The sequence below is a fragment of the Synechococcus sp. ROS8604 genome, from assembly GCF_014279655.1.
GTDB lineage: Bacteria > Cyanobacteriota > Cyanobacteriia > PCC-6307 > Cyanobiaceae > Synechococcus_C.
The window spans coordinates 519,342-545,693 of record NZ_CP047946.1 but is presented as its reverse complement, the minus strand read 5'-3'; the positions used below and the strand labels follow the sequence as shown (position 1 = coordinate 545,693).

The 26,352-nt window shown below is 56.5% G+C and carries 39 protein-coding genes and 1 tRNA gene; 37 read left to right on the top strand and 3 right to left on the bottom strand.

The window, feature by feature from the left end; translation table 11 throughout:
* Window positions 1-117 precede the first annotated feature (117 nt).
* The 30 genes from rplC (at window position 118) to prfA (ending at window position 16,699) form a co-directional block, all read left to right on the top strand.
* Window positions 118-774 carry a 50S ribosomal protein L3 gene (gene rplC, locus SynROS8604_RS02825; RefSeq protein WP_186545054.1) on the top strand — a complete coding sequence of 219 codons (657 nt, stop codon included), beginning with the start codon at window positions 118-120 and terminating at the stop codon, window positions 772-774.
* Window positions 774-1,409 carry a 50S ribosomal protein L4 gene (rplD, locus tag SynROS8604_RS02820; protein WP_115070692.1) on the top strand — a complete coding sequence of 212 codons (636 nt, stop codon included), beginning with the start codon at window positions 774-776 and terminating at the stop codon, window positions 1,407-1,409. Before rplC ends, rplD begins: the two co-directional genes overlap by 1 nt.
* Window positions 1,402-1,704 carry a 50S ribosomal protein L23 gene (locus SynROS8604_RS02815; RefSeq protein WP_006854826.1) on the top strand — a complete coding sequence of 101 codons (303 nt, stop codon included), beginning with the start codon at window positions 1,402-1,404 and terminating at the stop codon, window positions 1,702-1,704. The genes rplD and SynROS8604_RS02815 overlap by 8 nt, the downstream gene beginning before the upstream one ends.
* A gap of 15 nt (window positions 1,705-1,719) precedes the next feature.
* A complete protein-coding gene (rplB, locus tag SynROS8604_RS02810) occupies window positions 1,720-2,583 on the top strand; it encodes a 50S ribosomal protein L2 (RefSeq protein ID WP_006854825.1) in 864 nt (287 codons plus the stop codon).
* 35 nt (window positions 2,584-2,618) lie between these two features.
* Window positions 2,619-2,894 carry a 30S ribosomal protein S19 gene (gene rpsS, locus SynROS8604_RS02805; protein WP_006854824.1) on the top strand — a complete coding sequence of 92 codons (276 nt, stop codon included), beginning with the start codon at window positions 2,619-2,621 and terminating at the stop codon, window positions 2,892-2,894.
* Between the two features lie 4 nt (window positions 2,895-2,898).
* The gene (gene rplV, locus SynROS8604_RS02800; protein ID WP_006854823.1) at window positions 2,899-3,264 is read left to right on the top strand and encodes a 50S ribosomal protein L22; all 366 of its coding nucleotides are present in this window, start codon (window positions 2,899-2,901) and stop codon (window positions 3,262-3,264) included.
* A 21-nt stretch (window positions 3,265-3,285) separates the two neighbouring features.
* Window positions 3,286-4,017 (top strand): 30S ribosomal protein S3, encoded by a 732-nt coding sequence (gene rpsC, locus SynROS8604_RS02795; RefSeq protein WP_006854822.1) that lies wholly within the window; start codon window positions 3,286-3,288, stop codon window positions 4,015-4,017.
* A 16-nt stretch (window positions 4,018-4,033) separates the two neighbouring features.
* On the top strand, window positions 4,034-4,498 hold the full coding sequence (rplP, locus tag SynROS8604_RS02790) for a 50S ribosomal protein L16 (protein ID WP_186545053.1): 465 nt from the start codon (window positions 4,034-4,036) through the stop codon (window positions 4,496-4,498).
* A gap of 2 nt (window positions 4,499-4,500) precedes the next feature.
* On the top strand, window positions 4,501-4,710 hold the full coding sequence (rpmC, locus tag SynROS8604_RS02785; protein ID WP_006854820.1) for a 50S ribosomal protein L29: 210 nt from the start codon (window positions 4,501-4,503) through the stop codon (window positions 4,708-4,710).
* Window positions 4,711-4,729: 19 nt separating this feature from the next.
* Window positions 4,730-4,996, top strand: coding sequence for a 30S ribosomal protein S17 (rpsQ, locus tag SynROS8604_RS02780; protein ID WP_006854819.1), 267 nt, complete (start codon window positions 4,730-4,732; stop codon window positions 4,994-4,996).
* On the top strand, window positions 4,993-5,358 hold the full coding sequence (rplN, locus tag SynROS8604_RS02775) for a 50S ribosomal protein L14 (protein ID WP_006854818.1): 366 nt from the start codon (window positions 4,993-4,995) through the stop codon (window positions 5,356-5,358). The genes rpsQ and rplN overlap by 4 nt, the downstream gene beginning before the upstream one ends.
* 1 nt (window position 5,359) lies before the next feature.
* Window positions 5,360-5,716: a 50S ribosomal protein L24 gene (gene rplX, locus SynROS8604_RS02770; RefSeq protein ID WP_038014845.1), complete on the top strand. Its 357-nt coding sequence runs from the start codon at window positions 5,360-5,362 to the stop codon at window positions 5,714-5,716.
* Between the two features lie 49 nt (window positions 5,717-5,765).
* Window positions 5,766-6,305, top strand: a complete 540-nt coding sequence (gene rplE / locus SynROS8604_RS02765; RefSeq protein ID WP_006854816.1) for a 50S ribosomal protein L5 — start codon at window positions 5,766-5,768, stop codon at window positions 6,303-6,305.
* A 19-nt stretch (window positions 6,306-6,324) separates the two neighbouring features.
* Window positions 6,325-6,726 (top strand): 30S ribosomal protein S8, encoded by a 402-nt coding sequence (gene rpsH, locus SynROS8604_RS02760; RefSeq protein WP_006854815.1) that lies wholly within the window; start codon window positions 6,325-6,327, stop codon window positions 6,724-6,726.
* A 15-nt stretch (window positions 6,727-6,741) separates the two neighbouring features.
* Window positions 6,742-7,281 carry a 50S ribosomal protein L6 gene (gene rplF, locus SynROS8604_RS02755; protein WP_186545052.1) on the top strand — a complete coding sequence of 180 codons (540 nt, stop codon included), beginning with the start codon at window positions 6,742-6,744 and terminating at the stop codon, window positions 7,279-7,281.
* 33 nt (window positions 7,282-7,314) lie between these two features.
* A complete protein-coding gene (gene rplR / locus SynROS8604_RS02750) occupies window positions 7,315-7,683 on the top strand; it encodes a 50S ribosomal protein L18 (RefSeq protein ID WP_006854813.1) in 369 nt (122 codons plus the stop codon).
* A 13-nt stretch (window positions 7,684-7,696) separates the two neighbouring features.
* Window positions 7,697-8,350, top strand: coding sequence for a 30S ribosomal protein S5 (gene rpsE, locus SynROS8604_RS02745; protein ID WP_038014840.1), 654 nt, complete (start codon window positions 7,697-7,699; stop codon window positions 8,348-8,350).
* An 8-nt stretch (window positions 8,351-8,358) separates the two neighbouring features.
* A complete protein-coding gene (rplO, locus tag SynROS8604_RS02740; RefSeq protein ID WP_006854811.1) occupies window positions 8,359-8,811 on the top strand; it encodes a 50S ribosomal protein L15 in 453 nt (150 codons plus the stop codon).
* A 109-nt stretch (window positions 8,812-8,920) separates the two neighbouring features.
* Window positions 8,921-10,240: a preprotein translocase subunit SecY gene (gene secY / locus SynROS8604_RS02735; RefSeq protein ID WP_186545051.1), complete on the top strand. Its 1,320-nt coding sequence runs from the start codon at window positions 8,921-8,923 to the stop codon at window positions 10,238-10,240.
* A gap of 30 nt (window positions 10,241-10,270) precedes the next feature.
* Window positions 10,271-10,822: an adenylate kinase gene (locus SynROS8604_RS02730; RefSeq protein ID WP_186545050.1), complete on the top strand. Its 552-nt coding sequence runs from the start codon at window positions 10,271-10,273 to the stop codon at window positions 10,820-10,822.
* A gap of 47 nt (window positions 10,823-10,869) precedes the next feature.
* Entirely contained in the window at window positions 10,870-10,983 is a 114-nt protein-coding gene (gene rpmJ / locus SynROS8604_RS02725) for a 50S ribosomal protein L36 (RefSeq protein WP_011618382.1), read from the top strand.
* Between the two features lie 74 nt (window positions 10,984-11,057).
* The gene (rpsM, locus tag SynROS8604_RS02720; protein ID WP_006854808.1) at window positions 11,058-11,423 is read left to right on the top strand and encodes a 30S ribosomal protein S13; all 366 of its coding nucleotides are present in this window, start codon (window positions 11,058-11,060) and stop codon (window positions 11,421-11,423) included.
* 66 nt (window positions 11,424-11,489) lie between these two features.
* On the top strand, window positions 11,490-11,882 hold the full coding sequence (gene rpsK / locus SynROS8604_RS02715; protein WP_006854807.1) for a 30S ribosomal protein S11: 393 nt from the start codon (window positions 11,490-11,492) through the stop codon (window positions 11,880-11,882).
* A gap of 50 nt (window positions 11,883-11,932) precedes the next feature.
* Window positions 11,933-12,871: a DNA-directed RNA polymerase subunit alpha gene (locus SynROS8604_RS02710; RefSeq protein ID WP_186545049.1), complete on the top strand. Its 939-nt coding sequence runs from the start codon at window positions 11,933-11,935 to the stop codon at window positions 12,869-12,871.
* Window positions 12,872-12,902: 31 nt separating this feature from the next.
* Window positions 12,903-13,253: a 50S ribosomal protein L17 gene (rplQ, locus tag SynROS8604_RS02705; protein WP_006854805.1), complete on the top strand. Its 351-nt coding sequence runs from the start codon at window positions 12,903-12,905 to the stop codon at window positions 13,251-13,253.
* Between the two features lie 35 nt (window positions 13,254-13,288).
* Window positions 13,289-14,179, top strand: a complete 891-nt coding sequence (gene truA / locus SynROS8604_RS02700) for a tRNA pseudouridine(38-40) synthase TruA (RefSeq protein WP_186545770.1) — start codon at window positions 13,289-13,291, stop codon at window positions 14,177-14,179.
* A 169-nt stretch (window positions 14,180-14,348) separates the two neighbouring features.
* Window positions 14,349-14,801: a 50S ribosomal protein L13 gene (gene rplM, locus SynROS8604_RS02695; RefSeq protein ID WP_006854802.1), complete on the top strand. Its 453-nt coding sequence runs from the start codon at window positions 14,349-14,351 to the stop codon at window positions 14,799-14,801.
* Complete coding sequence (gene rpsI, locus SynROS8604_RS02690) at window positions 14,798-15,205, top strand: 30S ribosomal protein S9 (RefSeq protein ID WP_006854801.1); 408 nt, start codon at window positions 14,798-14,800, stop codon at window positions 15,203-15,205. Before rplM ends, rpsI begins: the two co-directional genes overlap by 4 nt.
* Before the next feature lie 31 nt (window positions 15,206-15,236).
* Window positions 15,237-15,503 (top strand): 50S ribosomal protein L31, encoded by a 267-nt coding sequence (gene rpmE / locus SynROS8604_RS02685; RefSeq protein ID WP_186545048.1) that lies wholly within the window; start codon window positions 15,237-15,239, stop codon window positions 15,501-15,503.
* A gap of 101 nt (window positions 15,504-15,604) precedes the next feature.
* Window positions 15,605-16,699, top strand: coding sequence for a peptide chain release factor 1 (prfA, locus tag SynROS8604_RS02680; protein ID WP_186545047.1), 1,095 nt, complete (start codon window positions 15,605-15,607; stop codon window positions 16,697-16,699).
* An 11-nt stretch (window positions 16,700-16,710) separates the two neighbouring features.
* Here prfA and SynROS8604_RS02675 read toward each other — a convergent pair whose 3' ends face one another.
* A complete protein-coding gene (locus SynROS8604_RS02675) occupies window positions 16,711-17,211 on the bottom strand; it encodes an HNH endonuclease (RefSeq protein WP_186545046.1) in 501 nt (166 codons plus the stop codon).
* Between the two features lie 73 nt (window positions 17,212-17,284).
* On the opposite strand from SynROS8604_RS02675, the gene alr reads away from it, so the two are divergent.
* Both alr and SynROS8604_RS02665 read left to right on the top strand, forming a co-directional pair.
* On the top strand, window positions 17,285-18,466 hold the full coding sequence (alr, locus tag SynROS8604_RS02670) for an alanine racemase (RefSeq protein ID WP_186545045.1): 1,182 nt from the start codon (window positions 17,285-17,287) through the stop codon (window positions 18,464-18,466).
* Window positions 18,467-18,504: 38 nt separating this feature from the next.
* A tRNA-Ser gene (locus SynROS8604_RS02665) sits at window positions 18,505-18,593 on the top strand.
* 508 nt (window positions 18,594-19,101) lie between these two features.
* On the opposite strand, the gene SynROS8604_RS02660 is transcribed toward SynROS8604_RS02665, so the two are convergent.
* Complete coding sequence (locus SynROS8604_RS02660; RefSeq protein WP_186545044.1) at window positions 19,102-19,992, bottom strand: serine hydrolase; 891 nt, start codon at window positions 19,990-19,992, stop codon at window positions 19,102-19,104.
* 17 nt (window positions 19,993-20,009) lie between these two features.
* On the opposite strand from SynROS8604_RS02660, the gene SynROS8604_RS02655 reads away from it, so the two are divergent.
* A complete protein-coding gene (locus SynROS8604_RS02655) occupies window positions 20,010-20,747 on the top strand; it encodes a C40 family peptidase (RefSeq protein ID WP_186545043.1) in 738 nt (245 codons plus the stop codon).
* Window positions 20,748-20,796: 49 nt separating this feature from the next.
* Window positions 20,797-21,801, top strand: a complete 1,005-nt coding sequence (locus SynROS8604_RS02650) for a glycosyltransferase family 2 protein (RefSeq protein ID WP_186545769.1) — start codon at window positions 20,797-20,799, stop codon at window positions 21,799-21,801.
* Here SynROS8604_RS02650 and SynROS8604_RS02645 read toward each other — a convergent pair.
* Window positions 21,759-22,250 carry a hypothetical protein gene (locus SynROS8604_RS02645; RefSeq protein WP_186545042.1) on the bottom strand — a complete coding sequence of 164 codons (492 nt, stop codon included), beginning with the start codon at window positions 22,248-22,250 and terminating at the stop codon, window positions 21,759-21,761. The two genes, SynROS8604_RS02650 and SynROS8604_RS02645, sit on opposite strands and share 43 nt — an antisense overlap.
* Window positions 22,251-22,361: 111 nt before the next feature.
* Between SynROS8604_RS02645 and SynROS8604_RS02640 the strand changes: the two genes are divergently transcribed.
* The 3 genes from SynROS8604_RS02640 (at window position 22,362) to SynROS8604_RS02630 (ending at window position 26,276) form a co-directional block, all read left to right on the top strand.
* Window positions 22,362-22,478 (top strand): photosystem I reaction center subunit VIII, encoded by a 117-nt coding sequence (locus SynROS8604_RS02640; protein WP_006854791.1) that lies wholly within the window; start codon window positions 22,362-22,364, stop codon window positions 22,476-22,478.
* A 57-nt stretch (window positions 22,479-22,535) separates the two neighbouring features.
* Complete coding sequence (locus SynROS8604_RS02635) at window positions 22,536-23,027, top strand: photosystem I reaction center subunit XI (RefSeq protein WP_186545041.1); 492 nt, start codon at window positions 22,536-22,538, stop codon at window positions 23,025-23,027.
* Between the two features lie 111 nt (window positions 23,028-23,138).
* Window positions 23,139-26,276 (top strand): efflux RND transporter permease subunit, encoded by a 3,138-nt coding sequence (locus SynROS8604_RS02630; protein WP_186545040.1) that lies wholly within the window; start codon window positions 23,139-23,141, stop codon window positions 26,274-26,276.
* The last annotated feature ends 76 nt before the right edge of the window (window positions 26,277-26,352 follow it).

Sequence of the window (26,352 nt, the reverse complement as noted above, 5' to 3'; positions counted from 1 at the left end):
TTGTTCGCCATTGGCGAGAGGATGACGGTCATGACTGCGTTAATACGATCAGCGCCCTTTTAGGCCTCTTCATTCCTTTGCGAATAAGCGGTTGTTCACGCTGGCGTTCTTATCTCCATGTCTATCGGCATTCTTGGGAAGAAATTGGGCATGTCCCAATTCTTCGATGAGCAAGGAAAAGCCGTTCCGGTCACATTGATCGAAGCGGGTCCTTGCCGCATCACCCAGCTCAAAAGTTCAGACACTGACGGCTACCAAGCCGTACAGATCGGCTTTGGCGACATTCGCGAAAAGCTGATCAATAAGCCTGCGAAAGGCCATCTCGCCAAATCCGGCGAAGATCTCCTTCGCCACCTCTGTGAATACCGCGTCGACGATCTCGACGGGATTCAGGTGGGTGGCGCCATCACCGTGGGTGATTTCGCGGCTGGTCAAAAAGTAGACGTCAGTGGCGACACCATGGGTCGTGGCTTTGCTGGTCTGCAAAAGCGCCATGGTTTCAGTCGTGGTCCTATGACGCACGGCTCCAAAAATCATCGCCAACCCGGTTCGATCGGTGCCGGCACAACGCCAGGCAGGATCTATCCAGGCAAGCGGATGTCCGGTCGCTACGGCGGCAAAAAAATCACCACCCGTGGTTTGACGATCCTGAAAATTGACAGCGATCGCAATCTTCTTGTGGTGAAAGGTTCTGTTCCCGGGAAACCAGGTTCATTGCTGAACATCCGTCCCGCAAACCGGGTGGCCGCCAAGCCCGCTAAAGGAGGTAAGTGATGGCTAACTGCATCGTTCGCGATTGGCAAGGGAAAGAAGCTGGCAAGGCAAGCCTTGACTTGAAGGTTGCCAAAGAAACCAGTGCCCTTGACCTGATGCATCGCGCAGTGCTGCGTCAGCAGGCTCATAGCCGCCAAGGCACCGCAAGCACCCTGACCCGATCAGAGGTGAGAGGTGGTGGACGCAAGCCCTACAAACAAAAAGGTACGGGCCGCGCACGCCAGGGATCTGTTCGCACTCCACTGCGTCCAGGTGGCGGCATCATTTTTGGACCGAAGCCCCGGTCCTACAACCTTGCGATGAACCGTAAGGAACGTCGTTCAGCCCTTCGTACCGCCCTCATGGCGCGTATTGAGGATCTCGTGGTGGTGAAGGATTTCGCCACCACGCTGACGACTCCAAAGACCAAAGAGATCATCGATGCTCTGGGGAGACTTGACGTTTCTGCCACGAGCAAGGTTTTGATCATCCTCACCAATCCTTCCGAAGCGGTGCAACGCTCCATTCGGAACTTGGAGACCGTGAAGCTGATCGCAGCCGACCAACTCAACGTCTTCGATCTGCTCCACGCCAACAAACTGGTTGTGGGCGAGGACGCTCTCGCAAAGATTCAGGAGGTCTACGGCGATGACTGAGCGCTTCACCGGACGTCTGGCCGATGTGATCCGCCGCCCGCTGATCACTGAAAAGGCTACCCGTGCATTGGAACAAAACCAATACACGTTTGAGGTGGACCATCGCGCCGCCAAGCCCGACATCAAAGCTGCAATCGAGCAGCTCTTCGATGTCAAGGTCACGGGCATTAGCACCATGAATCCTCCTCGCAGGAGTCGTCGTATCGGCCGTTTTGCCGGTAAGCGCGCTCAAGTGAAGAAAGCCGTGGTGCGCCTGGCCGAGGGCAACTCCATCCAACTCTTCCCTGAGTCCTGAGGGGGCTGAATCGTCATGGCAATTCGTACTTTCCGCCCTTACACCCCCGGTACCAGAACCCGGGTGGTCACAGACTTCAGTGAAGTCACCGGCCGCAAGCCGGAACGCTCCTTGGTGGTCTCCAAACACCGCCGCAAAGGACGCAACAATCGCGGTGTTATCACCTGCCGCCATCGCGGTGGTGGTCACAAACGCCTCTATCGCTTGGTCGACTTCCGTCGCAACAAGCATGGTGTTACCGCCAAAGTGGCCGCGATTCACTACGACCCCCACCGCAATGCGCGGTTGGCCCTGCTCTTTTACGCCGATGGTGAGAAGCGCTACATCCTGGCCCCAGCTGGGATCAGCATCGGCCAAACGGTGGTTTCAGGCACGGATGCACCGATCGAGATCGGCAATGCCATGCCGCTCTCAGCCGTCCCACTCGGTTCCAGTGTTCATTGCGTCGAGCTTTATGCCGGTCGCGGTGGTCAGATGGTTCGTACCGCAGGTGCGAGTGCTCAGGTGATGGCCAAGGAGGGTGATTACGTCGCCCTCAAGCTCCCCTCCACCGAGGTGCGCCTCGTGAGGCGTGAGTGCTTCGCCACTCTTGGCGAAGTCGGCAACGCCGAAATTCGCAACACCAGCTTGGGCAAGGCTGGTCGCCGTCGTTGGCTGGGGCGTCGTCCCCAGGTCCGAGGCAGCGTGATGAACCCTTGCGATCACCCTCATGGTGGTGGTGAAGGCCGTGCTCCTATCGGGCGCTCGGGACCTGTCACTCCATGGGGCAAACCCGCTTTGGGCCTAAAAACCCGCAAGCGGAATAAGCCCAGCAACAAGTTCGTCCTCCGGAAACGTCGCAAGACGTCCAAGCGGAGCCGTGGCGGACGCGATTCCTGATGTCACTCACCGCTTTGCAGTTCGCTTAATCCGCCATGGGACGTTCTCTCAAAAAAGGCCCATTTATTGCTGACAGCCTTCTTCGCAAGGTTGAAAAGCAAAACGCCGCTGACGACAAGTCAGTGATCAAGACGTGGTCCAGGGCCTCCACAATTTTGCCGATGATGATCGGCCATACCATCGCCGTTCACAACGGCAGAACCCACGTTCCAGTCTTCGTGACTGAGCAAATGGTGGGGCACAAGTTGGGTGAATTCGCACCCACACGCACCTTTAAGGGCCACATCAAAGACAAGAAAGGAGGCCGCTGAGACCATGACAACGTCATCCCCAACGGCAACCACTGCCCAAGCGCACGGCCGCTTTATCCGCGGCTCCGTATCCAAGGTGCGCCGTGTTCTGGATCAAATCCGTGGTCGCACTTACCGCGACGCGCTGATCATGCTCGAGTTCATGCCCTACCGCTCCACCGGTCCGATCACGAAAGTGCTTCGTTCCGCTGTAGCCAATGCTGAGCACAACCTCGGACTTGACCCAGCAACCCTGATCATTTCCCAGGCCACCGCTGACATGGGTCCATCCATGAAGCGGTATCGGCCCCGCGCTCAAGGTCGCGCCTACGCGATCAAAAAACAGACCTGCCACATCAGCATTGCTGTGGCAGCTCAGACCGACTCCTGACCCCCCGAGCACACCGTCTGAATGGGACACAAAATCCATCCAACCGGCTTACGCCTGGGGATCACCCAGGAGCACCGGTCACGCTGGTACGCATCCAGCAAAAATTATCCCGCCCTCCTGCAAGAGGACGATCGAATTCGCAAATTCATCCACAAGAAATACGGCTCTGCTGGCATCAGCGATGTGCTGATCGCCCGCAAGGCTGATCAACTTGAGGTTGAGCTCAAAACTGCACGCCCCGGTGTGCTGGTTGGCCGTCAAGGCAGCGGAATCGAAGATCTTCGCAGCGGCATTCAAAAAACCGTAGGTGACTCGAGCCGTCAGGTTCGAATCAACGTGGTTGAAGTCGAGCGCGTGGACGCTGACGCATTTCTTCTTGCTGAGTACATCGCTCAGCAACTCGAGAAACGCGTGGCCTTCCGCCGCACCATCCGCATGGCCGTTCAGCGCGCTCAACGAGCCGGCGTCCTTGGCCTAAAAATCCAAGTCAGCGGCCGTCTCAATGGCGCAGAAATCGCTCGTACTGAATGGACGCGGGAAGGACGTGTGCCCTTGCACACCCTTCGCGCCGAAATTGATTACGCCACCAAAGTGGCCAGCACGACCTATGGCGTTCTGGGCATCAAGGTTTGGGTCTTCAAGGGAGAAGTTTTGAGCGACGACTCCCAACAGCAGATCCCGGTGGGAGCCAATCCCCGCCGTCGGGCCGGTCGTAGGCCCCAACAGTTCGAAGACCGCTCAAACGAGGGTTGAACCGGAGGCCTAAACCATGCTGAGTCCCAAAAGAGTCAAATTCCGCAAACAACAGCGAGGCCGCATGCGCGGTGTCGCCACCAGAGGTAACACCATTGCCTTTGGTGAGTTTGCCTTGCAAGCCCAAGAGTGCGGCTGGATCACTTCGCGTCAAATCGAAGCCAGCCGACGTGCCATGACCCGCTACGTCAAACGTGGTGGAAAAATCTGGATTCGAATCTTTCCGGACAAGCCCGTCACCATGCGCCCCGCCGAAACCCGTATGGGTTCTGGTAAAGGCAACCCAGAATTCTGGGTTGCGGTGATCAAGCCCGGAAGGATTCTGTTCGAGATGGGCGGTGAAGAAATCACCCCTGAGATTGCGAAGGAAGCCATGCGCCTAGCGCAATACAAGCTCCCGATCAAAACAAAGTTCATCGCACTCGATGAACAGGAACAGCCAGCCGGCACCAAGGCTGCTACTTCAACCGTGGAGTCCTGACCATGGCACGTCCTACAGCAACAGATCTGCGCCAATTGTCTGACGCAGATGTCACCGAACAAATTGACGGCCTCCGCCGCGAGTTGTTCGAACTCCGATTCCAGCAGGCCACCCGCCAGCTGGGCAACACGCACCGCTTCAAGGAGAGCCGTCTCAAACTGGCTCAGTTGCTGACGGTGCAATCGGAGCGCAAGCGCTCCGCTGCTTCCTGATCCTTAAGGAGAACCTTCCATGGCACTCAAAGAAAGGGTCGGCACCGTCGTCAGCGACAAGATGGACAAAACGGTGGTTGTGGCGGTGGAGAACCGCTTCCCCCACCCCATCTATCAAAAGACGGTCAGCCGCACCACCCGCTACAAAGCCCACGATGAAGACAACGCCTGTCGCGTTGGTGACCGTGTCCGAATTACCGAGACACGTCCACTCAGCCGCCACAAGCGCTGGGCCATTGCTGAAGTCCTCAGTCAAAGCCCTAAAGCTGAGGAGGTGTCCAAATGATTCAGCAGGAAACATTCCTCACGGTTGCTGATAACAGTGGCGCCAAACGGATCCAATGCATTCGCGTTCTCGGCACCAATCGCCGTTACGCACACGTTGGTGATGTGATCGTGGCCACCGTGAAGGATGCGATGCCCAACATGGGTGTCAAAAAATCCGACATCGTAAAAGCCGTTGTGGTTCGGACCAAAGCCACCATGCGTCGCGATACAGGTAATTCCATTCGTTTTGATGACAACGCAGCCGTGATCATCAACGACGACAAAAATCCAAAAGGCACTCGCGTCTTTGGACCTGTTGCCCGTGAATTGCGTGAACGCAGTTTCACCAAAATCGTGTCCCTCGCTCCGGAGGTGATCTGAAATGGCTACCGCAACATCCAAATCAGCCCCAGCTGAGCGCATCAAGATGCGCCTTCGTAAAGGTGACACCGTTCAGGTGATTGCCGGCAAAGACAAAGGCAAAACAGGAGAAGTCCTGCGCACTTTGCCCAACGAAAACCGGGTGATCGTGGAGGGACTCAATATGAGAACCCGTCACGTCAAGCCCACCCAGGAAGGTGAAACTGGACGAATTGTCACTGAAGAAGCATCCCTGCATGCTTCCAATGTGATGTTCTATTCCACAACCAAAAAGGTTGCCAGTCGCATTGAACTGATTACCGAAAAAGACGGCAGCAAAAAGCGCCGCCTTAAGAAAACAGGCGAAGTGATCGACTGATCACCTCAATCGCTCTTCTGACCAAGCCCAGAAGTCCTTTCCCCCAGCCATGTCACTAAAACAGCGCTATCGGGAGACCATTCAGCCAAAATTGCTGAAAGATTTGAGTCTCTCCAACATTCATGAAGTTCCCAAGGTGCTGAAAGTCACCGTTAACCGCGGACTCGGCGAAGCAGCCACCAATGCAAAGTCTCTCGAGGCTTCGGTGAACGAATTGGCCCAAATCACAGGCCAAAAAGTTGTCATCACCAGAGCCAAGAAAGCCATTGCAGCTTTCAAAATCCGCCAGGGAATGCCGATTGGATGTGCTGTCACCCTCCGGGGTGATCGCATGTACGCGTTTCTAGAACGCTTCATCAACTTGGCGCTGCCCCGCATTCGGGATTTTCGAGGCGTTAGCCCGAAAAGCTTCGATGGCCGTGGGAATTACACCGTGGGAGTTAGAGAGCAAATCATTTTCCCTGAGATCTCTTTCGACAAGATCGACGCCATCAGAGGCATGGACATCACAATCGTGACGTCTGCCCGCACGGATGAAGAGGGCCGGGCCCTCCTCCGCGAGATGGGAATGCCATTCCGCAGCAACTGAGCCCCCCTCGGAAACCACTATGGCTAATCACGACCCAATTTCCGACATGCTCACTCGCATCCGCAATGCGAGTGAAAAACGTCACGAGTCCACAAAAGTTCCAGCATCTCGCATGTCCCGCAGCATTGCCAAAGTGCTGCAACAAGAGGGATTCATCGCTGAAATCAGCGAGCAAGGCGAGGGTGTCCGCACCGAATTGGTGCTGGAGCTCAAGTACAGCGGCAAACACCGCCAACCCACCATTCGCTCCATGCAACGGGTCAGCAAACCTGGCCTTCGCATTTACAAAAACACGCGCGGCCTGCCCAAGGTCCTCGGAGGACTAGGGGTAGCCATCATCTCCACCTCCAAGGGTGTGATGAGCGACCGCGACGCCCGCAAGCAAGGCGTGGGCGGCGAAGTGCTCTGCTACGTCTATTGACCCGGAACCTGAACCATGTCACGTATTGGTAAAAGTCCAATCCCCATTCCCGACAAGGTGAATGTCACACTCGATGGCCTCGCCGTCACTGTGAAGGGGCCCAAGGGAGAGCTCAAACGCACCCTTCCCGTTGGTGTGAGTGTTAACCAGGTGGATAACTCCATCGTGGTGGCACCCACCAGCACAAAACGCAGTTCCCGTGAACGCCACGGTCTGTGCAGAACTCTCGTCGCCAACATGGTGATCGGAGTGAGTCAGGGCTACTCCAAAAAGCTGGAGATCGTTGGCGTGGGCTCCAGAGCCCAGGTCAAAGGCAAAACCCTTGTGGTGAGCGCTGGCTACAGCCACCCCGTTGAAATGGTGCCCCCTGAAGGCATCACCTTCGCGGTGGAAGGCAACACCAACGTCACCGTTTCAGGCACCGACAAGGAATTGGTTGGCAATGAAGCCGCCAAGATCCGCGCCATCCGTCCTCCCGAGCCTTACAAAGGCAAAGGAATTAAATATGCGGGCGAGCGCATCCTGCGTAAGGCAGGCAAGTCGGGCAAGAAGTAATTCCCTGCCAGACACCCTTCAGCTTTACCCACCATGTCGACCCTCTCCCGCAAACAGCAGACCCAGAAACGCCACAGGCGTCTGCGTCGCCATCTCAGTGGCACTGCCGATCGTCCCAGACTGGCCGTGTTTCGCTCCAACAGTCACATCTACGCTCAGTTGATCGACGACGATGCGCAGAGCACCTTGTGTTCTGCGTCAACGCTCGACAAAGATCTGCGATCCAGCCTCAAAGCTGATGGCAGCAGCTGTGATGCCTCCGGTGCCGTTGGCGACTTAGTGGCCAAACGTGCCATCGCCAAAGGCATCCAACAAGTTGTCTTCGATCGAGGCGGCAACCTGTACCACGGCCGAGTGAAAGCTCTGGCCGATGCCGCCCGGGAAGCGGGCCTTCAGTTCTGATCCTGCTCTCACTATGACGACCGAACCCAACAACCAGACCACCTCCAACGACGTGCCATCGGCTTCTGACGTTCCGGCAGCAGCTGAAGGTCAAGGCCAACAACAGGAACAGCGCCGCGGAGGCGGAGGCGGCCGCGGTGACCGTCGCGGCGGTCGCGGCGACCGTCGCCGTGGCCAAGAACGTGATTCCGAATGGCAAGAGCGCGTTGTGCAGATCCGAAGGGTCTCCAAAACCGTGAAGGGTGGCAAAAAGATGAGCTTTCGCGCCATCGTTGTTGTCGGCAACGAGCGCGGTCAGGTCGGCGTTGGTGTCGGCAAGGCCGGCGATGTCATCGGTGCGGTACGCAAGGGAGTCGCTGATGGCAAAAAGCATTTGGTAAAAGTGCCTCTGACCCGCCACAACTCGATCCCGACCCTGTCGAATGGTCGTGACGGCGCAGCGAGTGTTCTCATTCGTCCCGCCGCACCTGGTACCGGTGTAATTGCCGGTGGATCCATCCGCACGGTCCTCGAACTCGCAGGCATTAAAAATGTCTTGGCGAAACGCCTAGGAAGCAAAACCCCTCTTAATAACGCTCGGGCTGCCATGGTGGCCCTGCAACTTCTCCGCACCCACAAGGAGACAGCCAAGGAACGGGGGATCTCCCTCGAGCAGATCTACTCCTGATTTCCCCCATGACTCTCAGACTCGACTCTCTCAAACCCAACAAAGGTGCTCGTCGGCGCAAATTGCGTAAGGGCCGTGGTATTGCAGCCGGTCAGGGTGCTAGTTGCGGTTTCGGTATGCGCGGACAAAAGTCCCGCTCAGGCCGTCCCACCCGTCCTGGATTTGAAGGCGGCCAGATGCCGCTTTATCGCCGGGTGCCGAAGCTCAAGCACTTCACCCTGATCAATCCAAAGTCATTCACCGTTCTGAACGTGAGTGCACTGAACGACATCAAGGCTGGCAGCACCGTCAATCTCGACTCGCTCGTAAAAGATGGCATTGTCACTAGCCCTAAGAGTCCCCTCAAGATTCTTGGCAACGGTGAATTGAAAGCCAAGCTCACCGTTCAGGCAGCAGCCTTTACGGCCTCTGCTCGCGCCAAAATCGAAGCCGCCGGTGGGACCTGCGAGGTTCTCGACTGATCTCGCCCATACGATCTGCTCCGCGCAGATCTAAGGTCTGAGCCGTCCCACTGGATTCCGGTCCGGGGGCGGCTTTGCTGCATCAGCCCCATTCTTTTCTTCCTTCTCCATGCTTGTCAGTCGGGGACGCAACCCCAGCGCCACTGAAGTGATTACCCAGTTGGTGCAGAACCCTGAGCTGCGCGGCCGGGTTCTCACAACCTTGGGGTTGCTCATGCTTGTCAGGCTGGGGATCTACATCCCCATGCCTGGGATCGATCGCGTTGCCTTTGAGCAATTTATTGAGCAGGGAGGAACACTCATTGGCTTCCTTGACATTTTCACTGGAGGAGGAGTCTCCACCCTTGGCGTGTTTGCCCTAGGCATCCTGCCTTTCATTAACGCCTCGATCATCATCCAACTGCTCACAGCGTCGCTCCCCCAACTCGAGGACCTACAGAAAAACGAAGGCGAGGCTGGTCGGCGAAAAATCGCCCAAATCACCCGCTACGTGGCGCTGGGATGGGGAACGGTGCAAAGCGTCATTTTTGCGATGATTCTTCGCCAATACGCCGTTGAAGGATTAAGCGACGTCGTCTTTGTCGTCCAAACAGCGCTGGCCTTGGTGACAGGCTCGATGATCGTGATGTGGCTCAGTGAAGTGATCACGGAACGAGGCATCGGACAAGGGGCCTCCCTTGTGATCTTTTTGAATATTGTCGCCACTCTCCCGAAGGCCTTGGGGTCAACGATTGAGAAGGCTCAGACCGGAGACCGTGGAGATGTTGTGGGGATCATTGTCCTGGTTTTGGTTTTCCTGATTACCATTGTTGGGATCATCTTTGTTCAGGAAGGCGCTAGACGCTTACCCATCGTCAGTGCCAAGCGCCAGGTAGGGGGGACAGCGCTCCTCCCAAGTCGTCAGAGCTATCTCCCCCTCAAGCTCAATGCCGGTGGCGTGATGCCAATTATTTTCGCGTCAGCGCTGATCTTTTTGCCGATCACGATCGCGAACGTCACCAATAATCCAATCCTGATTCGAGCGGCAAGCGCCTTAAATCCCGGCGCAGCCAATCCATGGCCTTACGCGCTCGTGTTCTTCTCCCTGATTTTGGGATTCGCCTATTTCTATTCATCGCTCTCTCTCAATCCGAGTGACATTGCCACCAACCTCAAACGAGGCGGAGTTGCCATCCCAGGAGTGAGGCCCGGTAGTGCAACAGCTGCCTATCTGGAGGGAGTTAAAAATAGATTGACCCTTCTTGGCGGACTTTTCCTTGGCGCTGTGGCCATTATTCCCTCAGCCGTTGAGAGGGCCACGGGAGTCACAACCTTCCAAGGACTTGGTGCCACCTCACTTCTAATCCTCGTTGGTGTCGCGATCGACACCGCCAAACAAGTTCAGACCTACGTGATCTCCCAGCGCTACGAAGGACTTGTTCGCCAATAAGGCATTCACAATCCAGTCAACCCAATTTCCATGAAACAACGACTGCTTTTCTTAGGTCCTCCCGGCGCTGGAAAAGGAACCCAAGCGGCACTGTTATGTGATCGTCATGGCTTACGTCACCTCTCCACTGGTGATCTTCTTCGCGCGGAAGTGTCGGCGGGAACCGAACTGGGCAAAGAAGCCGAAACCGTGATGAATCGTGGAGAGCTGGTGAGCGACTCGCTCGTACTCGCCATCGTGAAAGCCCAGCTTGGAGCCCTGAATGGTGAGGGATGGTTGTTGGATGGATTCCCACGCAATGTTGCCCAGGCTGAAGCGCTCGATCCGCTCCTCAAGGAACTCAACCAACCCATCGAAGCCGTCGTGCTTCTTGAGCTGGATGACGCCGTCCTGATCGAACGCTTGTTGTCGAGGGGGCGAGACGACGACAACGAAGCCGTAATCCGCAATCGACTCGTGGTTTATGCAGACAAAACCGAGCCTCTGATTGAGCATTACCGACAGCGGGGTCTGCTGCAATCGGTGGAAGCCCATGGCAGCATCGAAGCGATCACTGAGCGCATCGAAGGTGTTCTTGCCTAGGTCGCTGTGGTAAATTCCTTGTTTGGAATTTTGGAGAGCCACACCCCATGAAGGTGCGCGCCTCGGTCAAGAAAATGTGTGAAAAGTGCCGGGTGATTCGTCGCCACGGCCGGGTGATGGTGATCTGCCCAAACCCTAAGCACAAGCAGCGCCAGGGATGATCCCTCGCTCCATACTCTGACCGCATCATTCGCTGCCAACAGGCGGCAACTGTTCCCCCTCGATTATTTGCTCAGTGGCAAGGATTGCTGGTGTTGACATTCCCCGCGACAAGCGGATCGAAGTCGCACTTACTTACATCTACGGAATCGGCTCAACTCGGGCCAAGACCATCCTCACCAAAGCCGGAGTCAACCCTGACATCCGCGTGAAGGATCTCGAGGACAATGATGTGCAGAAACTGCGCAACGCCACTGAGTCCTTCACAATCGAGGGAGATCTACGGCGTCAAGAGGGCATGGCCCTCAAGCGCCTGCAAGACATTGGTTGCCTGCGTGGGCGTCGTCATCGAATGAGCCTTCCCGTGCGCGGTCAACGCACCCGCACCAACGCCCGCACCCGCCGTGGCGCCAGGAAGACCGTGGCCGGCAAGAAGAAATAAGCCTGCCCGATTCAATCGGTCTCTCTCTTCATTCATTACAGCCCTACCCCCCTCAGGCTCTAGCCCATGGCCAAGCCCGCAAAGAAATCAGGCCCCAAAAAGGCCAAACGCAACGTCCCCAACGGAGTTGCCCACATTCAAAGCACGTTCAACAACACGATCGTGTCCATTACAGACACCACAGGAGAAGTTATCTCCTGGTCGTCTGCTGGAGCCAGTGGGTTTAAAGGGGCTCGCAAGGGCACCCCGTTTGCTGCACAGACCGCAGCAGAAGCTGCCGCTCGCCGCGCTCTCGAGCAAGGCATGCGTCAAATTGAAGTCCTTGTCCGTGGACCTGGTTCCGGACGGGAAACAGCCATACGCGCTCTTCAAGTTGCTGGCTTGGAGATCACCCTGATCCGCGATGTCACTCCCCTACCTCACAACGGGTGCCGCCGCTCCAAGCGGCGTCGTGTCTGAAGATCTCAGCGAATTAGCCCAGGCCCACTTCACTCTCTCCGCTTCAGCCCGTGTTGCAATACCAGATCGACCGTATCGAGCATCAGATCACAGATGATCGCTCGCAGACCGGTGTTTTTCTCATCGGTCCCCTCGAGCGTGGTCAAGCAACGACTCTCGGGAACTCCCTCCGACGGATGCTCATGGGCAACCTCGAGGGCACAGCCGTTACCGCTGTCCGCATTGCTGGAGTTAATCACGAATACGCCACCATTCCAGGTGTGCGCGAAGACGTGCTCGACATTCTCCTCAACTGCAAGCAGCTCACGGTTAATAGTCGTACAGACGAACTGGAAATCGGCCGTCTGATCGTCTCGGGACCTGCAACCGTAAAAGCCAAGGACCTGCAGTTCTCATCCCAAGTGCAAGTGGTGGATGGTGAGCGTCCGATCGCCACTGTCAGCGAAGGGCACAACCTTGAACTGGAAGTTCATGTTGAGCGCGGCGTCGGCTATCGCCCTGTTGATCGCCATAACGAAGACACGAGCGCCATTGATCTACTTCAGATCGATGCTGTGTTTATGCCTGTTCATCGCGTGAATTTCTCGACGGATGAAACCGCTGTTGCCGAAGGTGGATCTGCCCGCGAACGACTCCGCATGGAAGTCGTGACCGATGGATCGATGACCCCGGATGATGCGATTGCCCAGGCTGCCAATCAGCTCATTGAGCTGTTCCAGCCTCTTGCCACCGTCACCATGGTGGAAGAGCCAGGGCTAGAGCCTGAGCCTTCTGCCGAAGCTCAAATCCCCCTCGAAGAGCTTAATCTTTCTGTTCGGGCTTACAACTGTCTTAAGCGCGCCCAGGTGAATTCAGTCTCTGACCTGATGGGTTTCAGTTACGAAGATCTTCTTGAGATCAAAAACTTTGGCTCGAAGTCAGCTGATGAAGTGATCGAAGCCCTCGAGCGCATCGGCATTTCGATCCCCCAAAGTCGCACTAGCGTCTGACCCCTACTTCCCTCAGTTTTCTCTTAGAACCATGCGCCACCAATGTCGAGTTCCCCTGCTGGGCCGCCCGGCTGACCAACGCAAGGCGTTGCTTCGCGGACTCACAACACAGCTCATCCGCGAAGGCCGGGTGACGACAACCAAAGCGAGAGCCAAGGCTCTGCGTGATGAAGCCGAGAGGATGATCACGTTGGCCAAGAACGGAAGTCTCGCCTCAAGGCGTCGCGTTCTGGGCTATGTCTACGACAAGCAGTTGGTCCACGCCCTCTTCGACAAGGCACCAACACGCTACGGGGATCGGAACGGCGGATACACCCGCATCACCCGCACGGTGCCTCGGCGTGGCGACAACGCTGAGATGGCCATTATTGAGCTGGTCTGATTCACCCAATCAACACAGCTTCATCCGTGTTGCCTGTGGCCCCAAATCCCTCGTCTGAGGCTGAAAGTCCAATTCTTCAGAGAATTGCGATCAGCTTGCAGTACGAGGGATCTTTTTTTTGTGGTTGGCAGCGTCAGACCCAAGGACGGGGTCAGAGCGTGCAGGCCGTTCTGGAAAAAGCCATTGCAGCCCTCGATCCACACCGACCCGTGAAGGCCATCGCCGCGGGGCGAACCGATGCCGGTGTTCATGCTTCAGGCCAAGTTGTCCACTTTGACTGCAGTGGCCCGATACCAGCGAGTCGCTGGGCACCAGCACTGAATGGGCGCCTGCCTGGGAGCATCCGTGTGCGCGAAGCCATCGAGCGCCCTCTGAGTTGGCATGCTTGCTATTCGGCCATCTATCGGCGCTACCGATACACGATTTATAACGGCCGCAGGCCCAATTTATTTTTGGCTCCCTGGAGTTGGCATCGCTACCAGAGGCGACTCGATGAGCAAGCGATGGCGCACGCGCTCTCTGCATTGAAAGGAGAGCATGATTTCGCTGCCTTTCAACGCGCAGGCAGCCGCCGATCTCACTCAAGGACAACCATCCAAGACGTCAACATTGAACGAGACGGCGATCTCTTATGCGTGGAGATTCAGGCCAGCGGCTTCCTCTATGGAATGGTTCGACTCCTGATGGGGCAACTCATCTCCGTCGGCGAACACCGCCTCACCCCACAAAGATTTGAACAGCGCTGGCGGAAACGTCGTCGAGACGAAGTGCGAGAAGCCGCCCCACCCCATGGCCTCTGCCTGCTGAGAGCTGGATACCCGGAGGATCTATTCAGCAAAGGTGGCTGGTACGATTGCCAACCGCGGTTTGCTTTGGCGACGTGCGATCCTCCTCCGGATCCTCCGCCTTGGCCGCAAAACCAATAAGCCCATTGCCTGAGGAAGCCCGCTGCCCCGGTCTAGGAATCAAAAACCAAGACCAGTGACAAGGTAAACTCGATCTTTGAGCTTTGATCAGATCACTCAAGTGATCTGATGCTCCCTGCCCAGCTCCGCCGCTTGCGACGGGGTATACGAGAACCGGCATGCCGGCGCGATGAACAAGACCTCCGTTCCCTCCATTGATTCGATCGACCGCCAGTGGTATCTGGTTGACGCAGAGAATCAAACCCTCGGTCGCCTAGCGACTGAAGTGGCTGCTGTGCTGCGTGGAAAAAACAAAGCCAGCTTCACTCCTCACCTCGACACTGGCGATTTTGTCATCGTGGTGAATGCGGACAAAATCCGAGTTTCAGGCAAGAAACCCCAGCAGAAGCTGTATCGCCGTCACTCAGGCCGTCCAGGTGGCATGAAGGTGGAAACCTTCGAGCACCTCCAGGAGCGTCTTCCAGAGCGCATCGTTGAGAAAGCGATCAAAGGGATGCTTCCCCACAACGCCCTGGGCCGCCAGTTGTTCCGCAAACTCAAGGTTTACAAGGGCACCGAGCATCCCCATGCCGCCCAGCAACCCAAGACCCTCCAGCTCGACCCTGCCGCTTCCGCACAATGAGTAGCTCAAACAACGCCGTCGTTTATTGGGGCACAGGTCGCCGCAAGACCTCTGTCGCCCGTGTTCGCTTGGTTCCCGGCAATGGCACGATCACCATTAACGGGCGCCCTGGCGACAACTATCTGAATTACAACCCCGCCTACTTGGCTGCGGTGAAAGCCCCTCTTCAGACCCTGGGACTCAGCACCGAGTACGACGTTCTTGTGAACGTGCGCGGTGGTGGCCTGACAGGTCAGGCGGATGCCATCAAGCAAGGAGCTGCACGAGCACTCTGCGAACTCTCGGTCGATAACCGCAAGCCACTGAAAACCGAAGGTCATCTCAGCCGAGATCCTCGTGCGAAGGAACGTCGCAAGTACGGACTGAAGAAGGCACGTAAAGCGCCTCAGTTCTCCAAGCGCTGATTTTCACCAGATCACCCATTTTTTTGTTCCCATGCCTAAGCCCGACATTCACCCAACCTGGTATCCGGATGCAAAGGTGATTTGCAACGGTGAAGTTGTCATGACCACCGGCTCCACCCAGCCTGAAATCAATGTCGATGTCTGGAGTGGAAACCATCCATTCTTTACAGGCACGCAGAAGATTCTCGACACCGAAGGCCGTGTGGATCGATTCATGCGCAAATACGGCATGGGCAGTGTTAATAACACCACCTCCGAGACAAAGGACGCCAAAGACGAGCCTTCTAAAGAGTCCTGAGCGCTCATAACGCCCATCAGTTCCCGGAACTCGTGAGCCCAGCCTCCTCTCGCAGAACCTGTCTGCGCTTGGGGGTTTTTTGATTACTGCTCCCTGAGGGGATGGACACAACAACTCTGATCAGTCGCTTGGAAGCGGCAACCAGCAGCTTCCACAATTTGGAGCGACAGCTGGCAGATCCCGATGTGGCCGCTGACCCACAGCGGCTAGAAACCATTGCCCGTGAGCGTTCACGGCTTGAACCTCTGGTTCTCGATTACACCAGCCTTCAGAAGGTAGAAGCCGAGCAAGTTCAAGCCAAAAGCCTGCTGAAAGAAAGCCGTGGCGATGCAGCCATGGAAGAGTTGGCCCAACAAGAGCTTCAAGAACTCGATCGCCACCATGCCGATCTGATTCAAAGGATCACCCTGGCTTTGTTGCCAAAGGATCCCAGAGACGAGCGCAGCGTGATGCTGGAAATCCGTGCTGGGGCAGGTGGAGATGAAGCCTGTCTTTGGGCTGGAGACTTAGCGCGCATGTATGAGCGCTTCAGCAATCGACGGGGATGGAGTGTGAAACCGGTCAGCGCGAACGAAGCTGATTTAGGTGGCTACAAAGAATTGATTCTTTCGGTGAAGGGGGATGCCGTCTTCAGCGAACTGAAATTTGAAGCCGGCGTGCATCGGGTGCAAAGGGTGCCCTCCACAGAATCCCAAGGACGGGTTCACACCTCGACGGCCACGGTTGCCGTGATGCCAGAGGCTGATCCGGTTGAAGTGGAGATCGACCCTCGCGACCTGGACATCAGCACCGCCAGGTCGGGCGGCGCCGGCGGCCAAAACGTCAACAAAGTCGAGACGGCGGTTGACCTGATGCACAAACCAACCGGCATCAGGGTGTTTTGCACCCAAGAGCGCTCGCAAATGCAAAACCGCGAACGCGCCCTTGAGATTCTGCGCGCCAAGCTCTACGAACGCCAACTTGCTGAGGCCAATGCCAGCGAACGATCAGCTAGGCGCGCCCAAGTGGGCACGGGGGATCGCAGTGAAAAAATCCGCACTTACAACGCCAAAGACAACCGGATGACAGATCACCGGCTCGGACGCAACTTCAGCCTTGATCCCGTTCTGGAGGGTCAAATGGATGATGTCATCGATGCCTGCATCGCCGAAGAACAGCGAGGCAAACTCGCCGACCTCAGCGAACAGGCTGATTGAACAGAGATCGATTAAGCACCAATCACATACTTGGCCCATTCGAGATAGCGACCAGAGTCGATCTGGCGTACGGCTTCAAAGCTGAGACTGCTATGAGGACGACTTGGCACACGAGTGAGGGGCATCCCCGCCTCCTCAGGCGTTCGGCTGCCCTTGCGAACATTGCAGCTCAAGCAAGCGGTGGTGATGTTGTCCCAACTATCCCCACCACCGCGGCTGCGGGGAATGACGTGATCGATCGAGAGCTGCTCCGTGCGCGAGCCGCAGTACTGACAGCAATGGTTGTCCCTCTGAAACACGTTTCGACGCGTCAAAGGAAGTTGGCGAAAAGGCACCCTTACGAACTGAACAAGACGAATCACCGTCGGCAGATGGGTGCCTTGACGGATCAACTTGCTTTCGTCGTGCTCCAATCCTTCCGCTTTTCCTTTCATCAACATCACCATGGCTCGCCGCCAAGTTGTGATGTTCAGGGGTTCATAGGAGGCGTTGAGAACCAGAACTTGGCCCATTCCAACCCTCCAGTTATAAGAATGTTATCGAGAATCACAGGGACGTCTCTGTGATCTTCACTACCCTGCTCGCATGCGAGATCAGATCGCCGACAACCAAAACTCTCCCTGGGTTCAGGATCCAACGGAGACCAACCCACGCCAGCGCGCCTGGCTGGAGGTGTCGGACTCTGCCATCGAAGCGAATGCCCGTGCTCTAAAACGCCACCTTGGTCCTTCCTGTGATCTCATGGCTGTCGTCAAAGCCGACGGCTATGGCCACGGAGCAGAAACCGTGGCCAAAGCCTCTGTTCGTGGTGGTGCCACGAGCTTTGGTGTCGCCACACTCCAGGAGGGAATCGACCTTCGGAATGCAGGGCTTGATCAGCCGGTGCTGGTGTTGGGGCATCTCTCCCAGCCCGATGACCTCAGAGCCTGCCTGCAATGGCGGCTGATGCCCACCCTCAGCAGTATGCGTGAGGCCTTGCTCTGTCAAAACCTGGCAGATAGAAGTGGGCGACGTTTCCCCGTGCAACTCAAGCTGGACACGGGGATGACCCGCCTGGGCTGTGACTGGAAAGAGGGCAACCGGCTGGCCCACGCCATCCAACAGCTGGATCAACTCCACCTTTGTGGCATTTACAGCCACCTAGCCCTAGCGGATGGAGAACGCGACGGGCAGGCAGCCCAGGTCACCACGCTCCAGGAAGAACGCTTCGAAAGCATCACACGCGAACTGCGAAGCCCAACCTTGAAGCGGCATCTCGCCAACTCAGCGGGGACCCTGCGGGATTCGCGCCTTCACCACGACCTTGTGCGCGTGGGACTCGCTCTCTACGGTCACTGCCCCAGCGAACATCTCGATGGGATTCTCAACCTGGAGCCTGCGCTGAGCGTTAAGGCCAAAGTGAGCCTGATCCGCGAAGTCCCTGCAGGGGTTGGGGTCAGCTATGGGCACCGCTTTGTCACTCAGCGACCCAGTCGTCTGGCCGTTGTCAGCATCGGCTATGCCGATGGAGTGAGCCGCTGCCTTTCAGGACGCATCCACGCCCTACATGCTGGCCACTCGCTGCCTCAAGTAGGAGCCATCACCATGGATCAGCTGATCCTCGATGCAACGGATCACCAGGGCTTGGACAGCGGTGATGTTGTGACTCTGCTGGGCCGTGATGAAGAACAAACCATCAGCCCTAGATCCTGGGCGGAACTTGCGGATTCAATCCCCTGGGAAGTGCTCTGCAGTTTCAAACATCGCTTGCCGCGCTTAGCGATTTGAGCATTTGGCACACCTCTTGGTAAGATGATGTTGCTGCTGGAGAGGTGGCTGAGTGGTTGAAAGCGGCTCCCTGCTAAGGAGTTACAGGAGGCAACTTCTGTCGAGGGTTCGAATCCCTCCCTCTCCGTTTCAAACAATTCTCTGTTGTTACTTCACTTGACTGTGAATGCAAACATGGAACCCATAGAGATTGCTCACGAAATACTTCACACCTTCATGATTGATTCCTCACTCTGATCAAAAACAAGTGTCATTCAAATTCCTTAAAGGGCCTCTAAAGATTTTCAGGATTCGGCAACGTTCAGCCAAAACCTCCATACCAAGGCCCAAGCAAATAGGACTAAAAGACAATCTTTCCTCAAGACTACGCAATAACCATTAGCACGCATCAACCTGATTCACTGCCATGCCGCAAACATCTCTGCGATTCATCAAAGACTTAATTTTTAGATCACCAGTCGAATAAAAACCTTCATCGACCCAAATGAGCGCTTGGCAAGCAAGAGATCAAAACAAAATTAATGCAAAGCCATAGCACCTCAAAAGATGCACATATCAACTAAAAGCTGCAACAACAGCACTCTTTCTTACTAAGGCAAGAGCTACGGATCTAGGCAAATAATGACTTAAAAAACCTAGCGAAAAGCAGCCAACTCCCTCGCAATCCCCGGCAAAAACTGGTTGTCATTGGCACGTTCAGGACCCACGCTGAACACCACCAGCATCTGGGCTATGCCCTCAGGATCAGTCCACCAAGCGGCGTCATGCCTGGCCTGACTCATCCATCCGGCTTTGCTCCATAGCCTGCTGTTCTCTGGTAGGCCTTCGCCAAGAAAACCATCCACCTGATTTTCAGGATCAGCGCTCCTGTCGCCCTGATCTAAAGAGCGTGCGAGCGCTGAACGCAGCCGCTGACAAGCCGGAGGGGAGAGCAGGCCGTCGGTCATCACCGCCTCTAACAACCGAGAGACGGCGGCAGTTGTTAAGGCATTGCGGTTGCTGTTGTTCTCGCCATAAAACCTCTGTTCCCTCCCATAGGGCCCATCCCCCCAGGTTTTCTGGCAGCAGTTCACCCGTTCAAACTCAGCCCAGCCAAAATCCAACAACCACTCATTCACCAATTGACGCTGACGCTGCCAGCTCACCCATGCTTCGCCCTGCAGGTCTGGCCCACTGGAGGTGCCCGTTAGATAGTCCATCACCAATCCAGTGGCATCGTTGCTGGACAGAGCGATCATGTCGTTGACGGCACGCCGTAACTCCGCCGTTTCCAGAAGGAGACCCTTTTGCAGCCAAGCCTCAACCCCAACGGCATAAACCAATTTCACAACGCTCGCTGGATAGAGCGGTTTCTGATCAGCCCAGGCAGCACCAAATCCGCTCCCCGTCGTCAGATTGGCTTGGTCGTAACGCACCCAATTCACGGCAATCTGCTCGTGCAATCCAGGGCGGCCCTGCTCAGCGAATCGATCGATCAAGCCGACGAGGTAATCCTGCATCGCCGGCTCGGCACGGTAGAACGCCATAGCACAGGCATCAGTCAATGCCGACCCTAGGCACAGCCCTCACTCCCGCACAGCTGAGCAAAGGAAGCTGTTGGACATTGAATGTGGATGTTCAAGGGTATGCGCGCAGTCATGGCAGCGGCTTAGCGACGCAAGCGTGCGCTGGCAGAGGGTTTCGAGTTCTGGCCGATCCGCTTGCGAGCGCCCATCGCGTCAAAACAGCTTTGCTTGAGGATGGATACCCCTGTTGGATGGCCATCGATGACCTCAAGGGTCAGGCCGTAGCGCGCAGCAACTGGCGTCCTCGCCTCCTCGATGCAGAGAGCATCCAAAAGCGTCTTCCATTTGTGCTTCGTTGGCTGAAGGACGCTGCTCAGATCCCAAATCACTATCTATGGGGGGGGACCGTCGGTCCTGATCTCGACTGTTCAGGCCTTGTACAAACCGCCTTTGCCAGCCAAAGCATCTGGTTACCTCGGGATGCTTACCAACAGGAACGGTTCTGCAGCCCCGTGGCAGTCCGCCCCGGGAATGCTCAACTGCTGCGCCCTGGAGATTTGTTGTTTTTTGGCACGGCACAGCGTTGCACCCATGTGGCCATCCACCTCGGACAAGGTCGCTACATGCATAGTTCGGGGCAGGAGCACGGGCGCAACGGGATTGGCATCGACAGCATCCACCCCTCTGACCAACACCCAGTGGCCTGCCACTACCGATCCGAACTTCGCGGAGCCGGCAGGGTGACGCGCTGCCATGACGGCTCCACGCTTCCTTGAAGAGATCCCTCGATGCCGGATTAAGTTGCTCGGATCGCTCCACATCTGGATGTCTCTGAGCCCAGCAGCACCCTCAAACGCATCCGCAAACGGGGAGAGCAGTCTCGACGTATCCGTAGTGGTGCCGCTCTACAACGAAGAGGAGAGCCTGCCCGAACTTGTCGAGCAACTTCTCGCATCCCTGCGGCCCGCAGGCGAGCGCTTCGAGCTGGTTCTCGTGAATGATGGGTCGTCTGATCAGACCGCAGCCGTGCTCGCGCAGGTGAGTCAGGAGGTCCCAGAGCTCGTTGGCGTGCTCCTGCGCAAAAACTACGGTCAAACCGCTGCGATGGCCGCTGGTTTTGACGTGGCCCGTGGCCGGGTCATCGTCAGCTTGGACGGCGACTTACAGAATGATCCAGCCGACATCCCCTTGCTCCTGGCGAAGCTGCGGGAGGGCTATGACCTCGTGAGCGGCTGGCGTCACCAACGCCAGGATGCCGAACTCCAGCGCAAGTTGCCCTCGCGCATCGCCAACCGACTGATCGGCAGGGTCACAGGCGTGAAGCTCCATGACTACGGCTGCTCACTGAAGGCCTACGACCGGGCCGTTCTCTCGGACATGCGCCTGTATGGAGAGCTTCATCGCTTCCTGCCCGCATTGGCTTTCATCGAAGGCGCACGGATCACCGAGGTGAAAGTGAATCATCGGGCAAGGCAGTACGGCAGCAGTAAATATGGCATTGATCGCACCTTCCGGGTGCTCATGGACCTCCTCACCGTGTGGTTTATGAAGCGATTCCTCACGCGTCCGATGTATGTCTTTGGATTCGCCGGATTGATTGCGATTGCGTTGAGCGTGATTTCCAGCAGCTACCTCCTGCTGATCAAGCTTCAAGGAGCAGATATTGGCAACCGTCCCCTGCTGACGCTGGCGGTGGTTTTGGGGTTGGCAGGCATTCAATTGTTCTGCTTTGGACTGTTGGCAGAGCTGCTCATTCGCACCTATCACGAAAGCCAAGGGAGACCGATTTATCGCATCCGCGCCACGTTGCGCGGGGGCCGTACAGATTGAGCAGGGGCAGGGGCAGGGCCGCCACGATGAGGTTCGATTGCGGCAGCTGATAGCTGCACGATGCGAGCGTCCACATCTCGCAGCCCCCTCCTGAGCAGGGGCACGGTGGAGCGATGCCCCCATTCACAGGCGATTTGAATGGCCCGCAAGCGCTCATCAGGATGACCGTGGTTAAAAGCATGCAGCAATTGCTTTCTTAAGGCCATCGCTTGAGCTTCTGAGCAAGGTCTCTGCCAGAGCGGCTCTGCGCTTGCGTCATCGCCAATCGGCTCAGACGCAGGCGACCCGTCGTCCGAGCCTCCATCCACAAGCCCAAGTTGCGCTCGGTTGATGGCCGCAACCATGCCCGCATCTGTACTGCTCAGGATTGTTTTGGAGGGACGCCGCCCGAATCCCCACAAAACAAGAACCAAAACAAACGCAGCGCCACCGGCAATGAGCTGATTCATCGGAAAGAAATCGCGAAGACGAAGGATTGAACTTTTATGTCGCCGTCCCGATTGAGGACGGACCGCATCAAGGGCTTTCTATACAGTAAATAAGGACCTTTTGGCGTCGCCATGACCGGAGAATTCGTCGCTGCCTGGATGCCCTCGGTGTTTGTCCCCCTTGTGGGAATCATGGGACCAGCCGTGGCTATGGCTCTGCTTTTCAATGTGATCGAAGCCACTGACTGATCGGCGGAGACCCCCCAGATCACCTCTGCACATCGCAACCAACTCGCCTTTCCTTCCATGACAGTGACCCCCGTCGCCGATCCCACCGTCGGCAACCTGTCCACACCTGTAAATAGCAGCTACTTCAGCAAGGCCTTCCTCAATGCCTTGCCCGCCTATCGCCCGGCTTTATCTCCCAACCGCCGTGGTCTTGAAATTGGCATGGCCCATGGATTCTTCCTCTATGGACCCTTCACGGTGTGTGGGCCGATGCGCTCAACGGACTACGCGACCACAGCGGGGCTCTTGGCCACGATTGGATTGGTTTCAATCTTGACCATCTGTATGTCGATCTACGGCAGCGCAGGAAATGGACCCAACGTCCAGCCCGCTGACGCCACGATCGACAATCCTCCTGCTGATCTGTTCACCAAAGCAGGCTGGGCTGAATTTGCTAGCGGATTCTGGCTTGGCGGATGTGGTGGAGCTGCCTTTGCATGGTTCCTCACAGGAACGGCCTTGGTCGCACCACTGGTTGATATCGCGGGTGGAGTCTGGAGCGTGGGCTAAGCCTCGCCAACCCAGGCGTCCACAGACCACCAAAGCCCCGGTTGAGCGAAAACTCGCTCAACCGGGGCTTTCAACTGCCAGGATCAATCTGGTTTTGCAGCAGTTGCCGCCTTGCGGTCCATCTCCCAGCCGTTTCTGCGGCGGCCTGTCCTCACCGTTGTCTGCAGCCTGCTCGTCCTGCTGGCAGGACTTGTGTCGCTGTCTGGCTTGGGCCTGGAAGACTTACCCCAATTGGCCCCAACCCAGGTCAACGTGACAGCACGCTTCCCCGCTGCATCTCCTGATGTAGTGGAACAGAGCGTCACAACCGTGCTGGAGCAACAGCTCAACGGTCTCAGTGATCTCGACAGCATTCAGTCCACCAGCAGTGAAGGGCAATCAAGGATCAGTCTTCGCTTTAAGAAAGGCAACCCTCAACTCAACGCGATCAAGGTCCAAAACGAAGTGAATTTGGCGCTGCGCCGATTGCCGCAAGCCGTTACTCGCCAGGGGCTCAGCGTGAATCGCTCCTCTAGCGACTTACTGATGATCCTGGGCTTTAGCCATCCTCAAGATCTCTACGTCCCCACCTTTCTCCCAGGCTGGCTGGAACAGTCGCTCAGAGAATCGCTCAGATCCGTTGGAGGAGTGGGCGACATTCGTGTGTTCGGAAGCAGCGAATTGGCCTATCGCCTGTGGATGGATCCTCAAAAGCTGGAGCAAGCCAATCTCACGATTACGGATGTGAGCACAGCGCTCATTGAGCAAAACGTTCTGGCAGCGATCGGCGCTCTCGGCAGCGCACCGGCTCCAATAGGACAACTGCTCAGCCTTCCTATCGAAGCCGACGGTCGCTTGCGCAGCCAGGACGAACTGGAAAACCTGGTGATCAAACGATTGGGCAATGGGGGACTGATTCGACTCAAAGATGTCGGCCGCGTCAGCCTTGGACAACGCAGTTATGGAAGAGCTGCGATCAATCTTCAGGGAGAACGCTCCGTTGCTGTAGGGATTTATCAAAGAGATGGAGTGAACGCCCTTGCTCTCAGCCGAAGCATCCGCAGCAATCTCGCAAAACTCGAATCTGGATTTCCGCCCGGCATCACGATGCAAACCATCGTCGATTCGGCCGACACCATCCAGGCCAATCTCGACCGCACCATTGCGACTCTCCGCGATGCAGTCCTGCTCGTTTTAGTTGTTTTGGTGCTTTTCCTGGGGCGATGGCGATTAGCCATGGTGCCAGGAATCGCCGTACCCATTTCCTTGGTAGGCAGCTTGTTGGTGATCCGCCTCAGCGGTTCAGATATCAACAGTTTGATTCTGTTCGGGCTGATTCTTGCAACAGGCATTGTTGTGGACGATGCCATTGTTGTGAGCGAGGAAATTGCCGATCGCATTGAGAAAGGGGACCCACCCCTAAAGGCAGCTGAAACAGCGATGCAGGAATTGGCCGGGGCAATTGTGGCCACATCCTTGGTTCTTGTGGCGGTGTTCGTTCCTGTTCTGCTGATTCCAGGGTCGATTGGTCGCCTCTACGAACCCATTGCCTTGACGATTACGGCTGCCATTGTTTTTTCCACTCTGAATGCCCTCACGTTCACACCGATGGCATCAGCAAGGGTCCTCACCCCAGGGAATGGGCGCTTGCCAGGCGTGATCAGACGACTCAGCGATCGTCTCCGCAAGGCCATGCAGGGCACTGAAGCGCACTACTCGAGAACCCTGCGCAAGCTGTTGATTCGCCCCAATTGGGTGGGCCTCGTCCTCATCATCAGCTTGATGCTCACGGGAGTCGCCCTCAGCAACACGCCGACAGCCTTTATCCCCAACGAAGACCAGGGCCAAATTCGGGGGTATTTCACCTTGTCGGAAGGCGCCAGCTTGGAACGAAGCGTGGCAAGCATGGAGGCCATTCGCGCTGTCATTGAGCAGGAGCCCCTGATCCGGTCAGGGAACTTCTACGCAGGCAGTTCGTTTGGGCAAAGCGGGGAAGACAAGGGTTCTTTTTACCTGAGATTGAAGCCATTACAGGAGAGAGGCGGAGCAGAGCAAAGCGATCAAGCCATCAAGCGTCGACTGCAAAAAGCCCTGAACCGCTCGATCAGCGATGCCAAGGTTGTGCTGATTACACCGCCAACCGTGCGTGGGTTTAGCGGTGATTCAGCTTTGAATATTGAGCTGCTAGACCGCAGCGCTGGCCAACTGAGCCTGCTCCAATTCGAACAGGTCGCCACGGCCTTTATTGCACGAGCCAAGGAAACGGGGAAATTTGAACGGGTCAGCACGCGTTTTGACGCCAGTGCCCCGAGATGGCGCCTTGTTTTAGACCGCGATCAAATGGCAGCACTGAATCTCCCGTACAGAGAAACCCTGAATTCGATTGGCATGTCCATCGGCGGACGCTATCTCGATGACACCTATGCCGACGGAGAGATTCGCAGCATTTGGATTCAGATGGAGGGCAGCGACCGCAATCGCCCAGAGGACATTGAATCCCTCATGCTCCGAAACCGTGATGGGGAGCTTGTCAGCGCTGAAAGCGTGGCCCGACTTGAAAAAGTTGAGGGGACCGGCTCGATTGGTCATTACGCCCTCAACCGATCCATCCGGGTCAGCGCCGTGCCGGCGAAAGGAACGAGTAGCGGACAAGCCATCAACATCCTTGAAGCCACAGGCGAACAAATTGGAGGGGGCAACATTGGTCTTGCTTTTACAGGCCTGGCAGAAGAAGAAAGGGTGGCCGAAGGCGTCACTTGGGCCTTCTTTGGTTTGAGCGTGGTGGTGGTTTACCTCTTGCTCGCTGGTTTGTTCGAGAGTTTTCTCGACCCCCTAGTGATTTTGCTGTCAGTGCCTCTTGCACTCCTCGGTGCTCTGATCGGAATCAAACTGCGTGGGCTGCCGCTTGATGTTTACGGCCAGATGGGCCTTCTCGTTCTCGTCAGTTTGGCAGCAAAGAACGGAATTCTGATTGTGGAATTTGCCAATCAGAGGCTCCGCGCAGGCCTACCTCTTCGAGAGGCCATCACCGACGCCGCAGAAGAGCGCATGCGGCCCATTGTTTTGACAGCCATTACCTCCTTGGCAGGGTTTCTGCCCTTGCTGCTCGCCAGCGGAACGGGATCAGCGAGTCGGATCAGTATCGGCACGGTGGTCTTCAGCGGCTTGCTGATCTCCACACTGCTCTCTCTGTTCGTTGTTCCAGCCGTTTATTTGAGCCTCAAAGGCTGGAGGCAGAGAGCACAAATTCAGCACACGCAAGGCAATTAACAAACCGGTTGGAGCAAAAAAGAGATAGGTTCTCTGATCAAGCCGATCGCGGCAACCCACGTGGAAGCTGCATGAC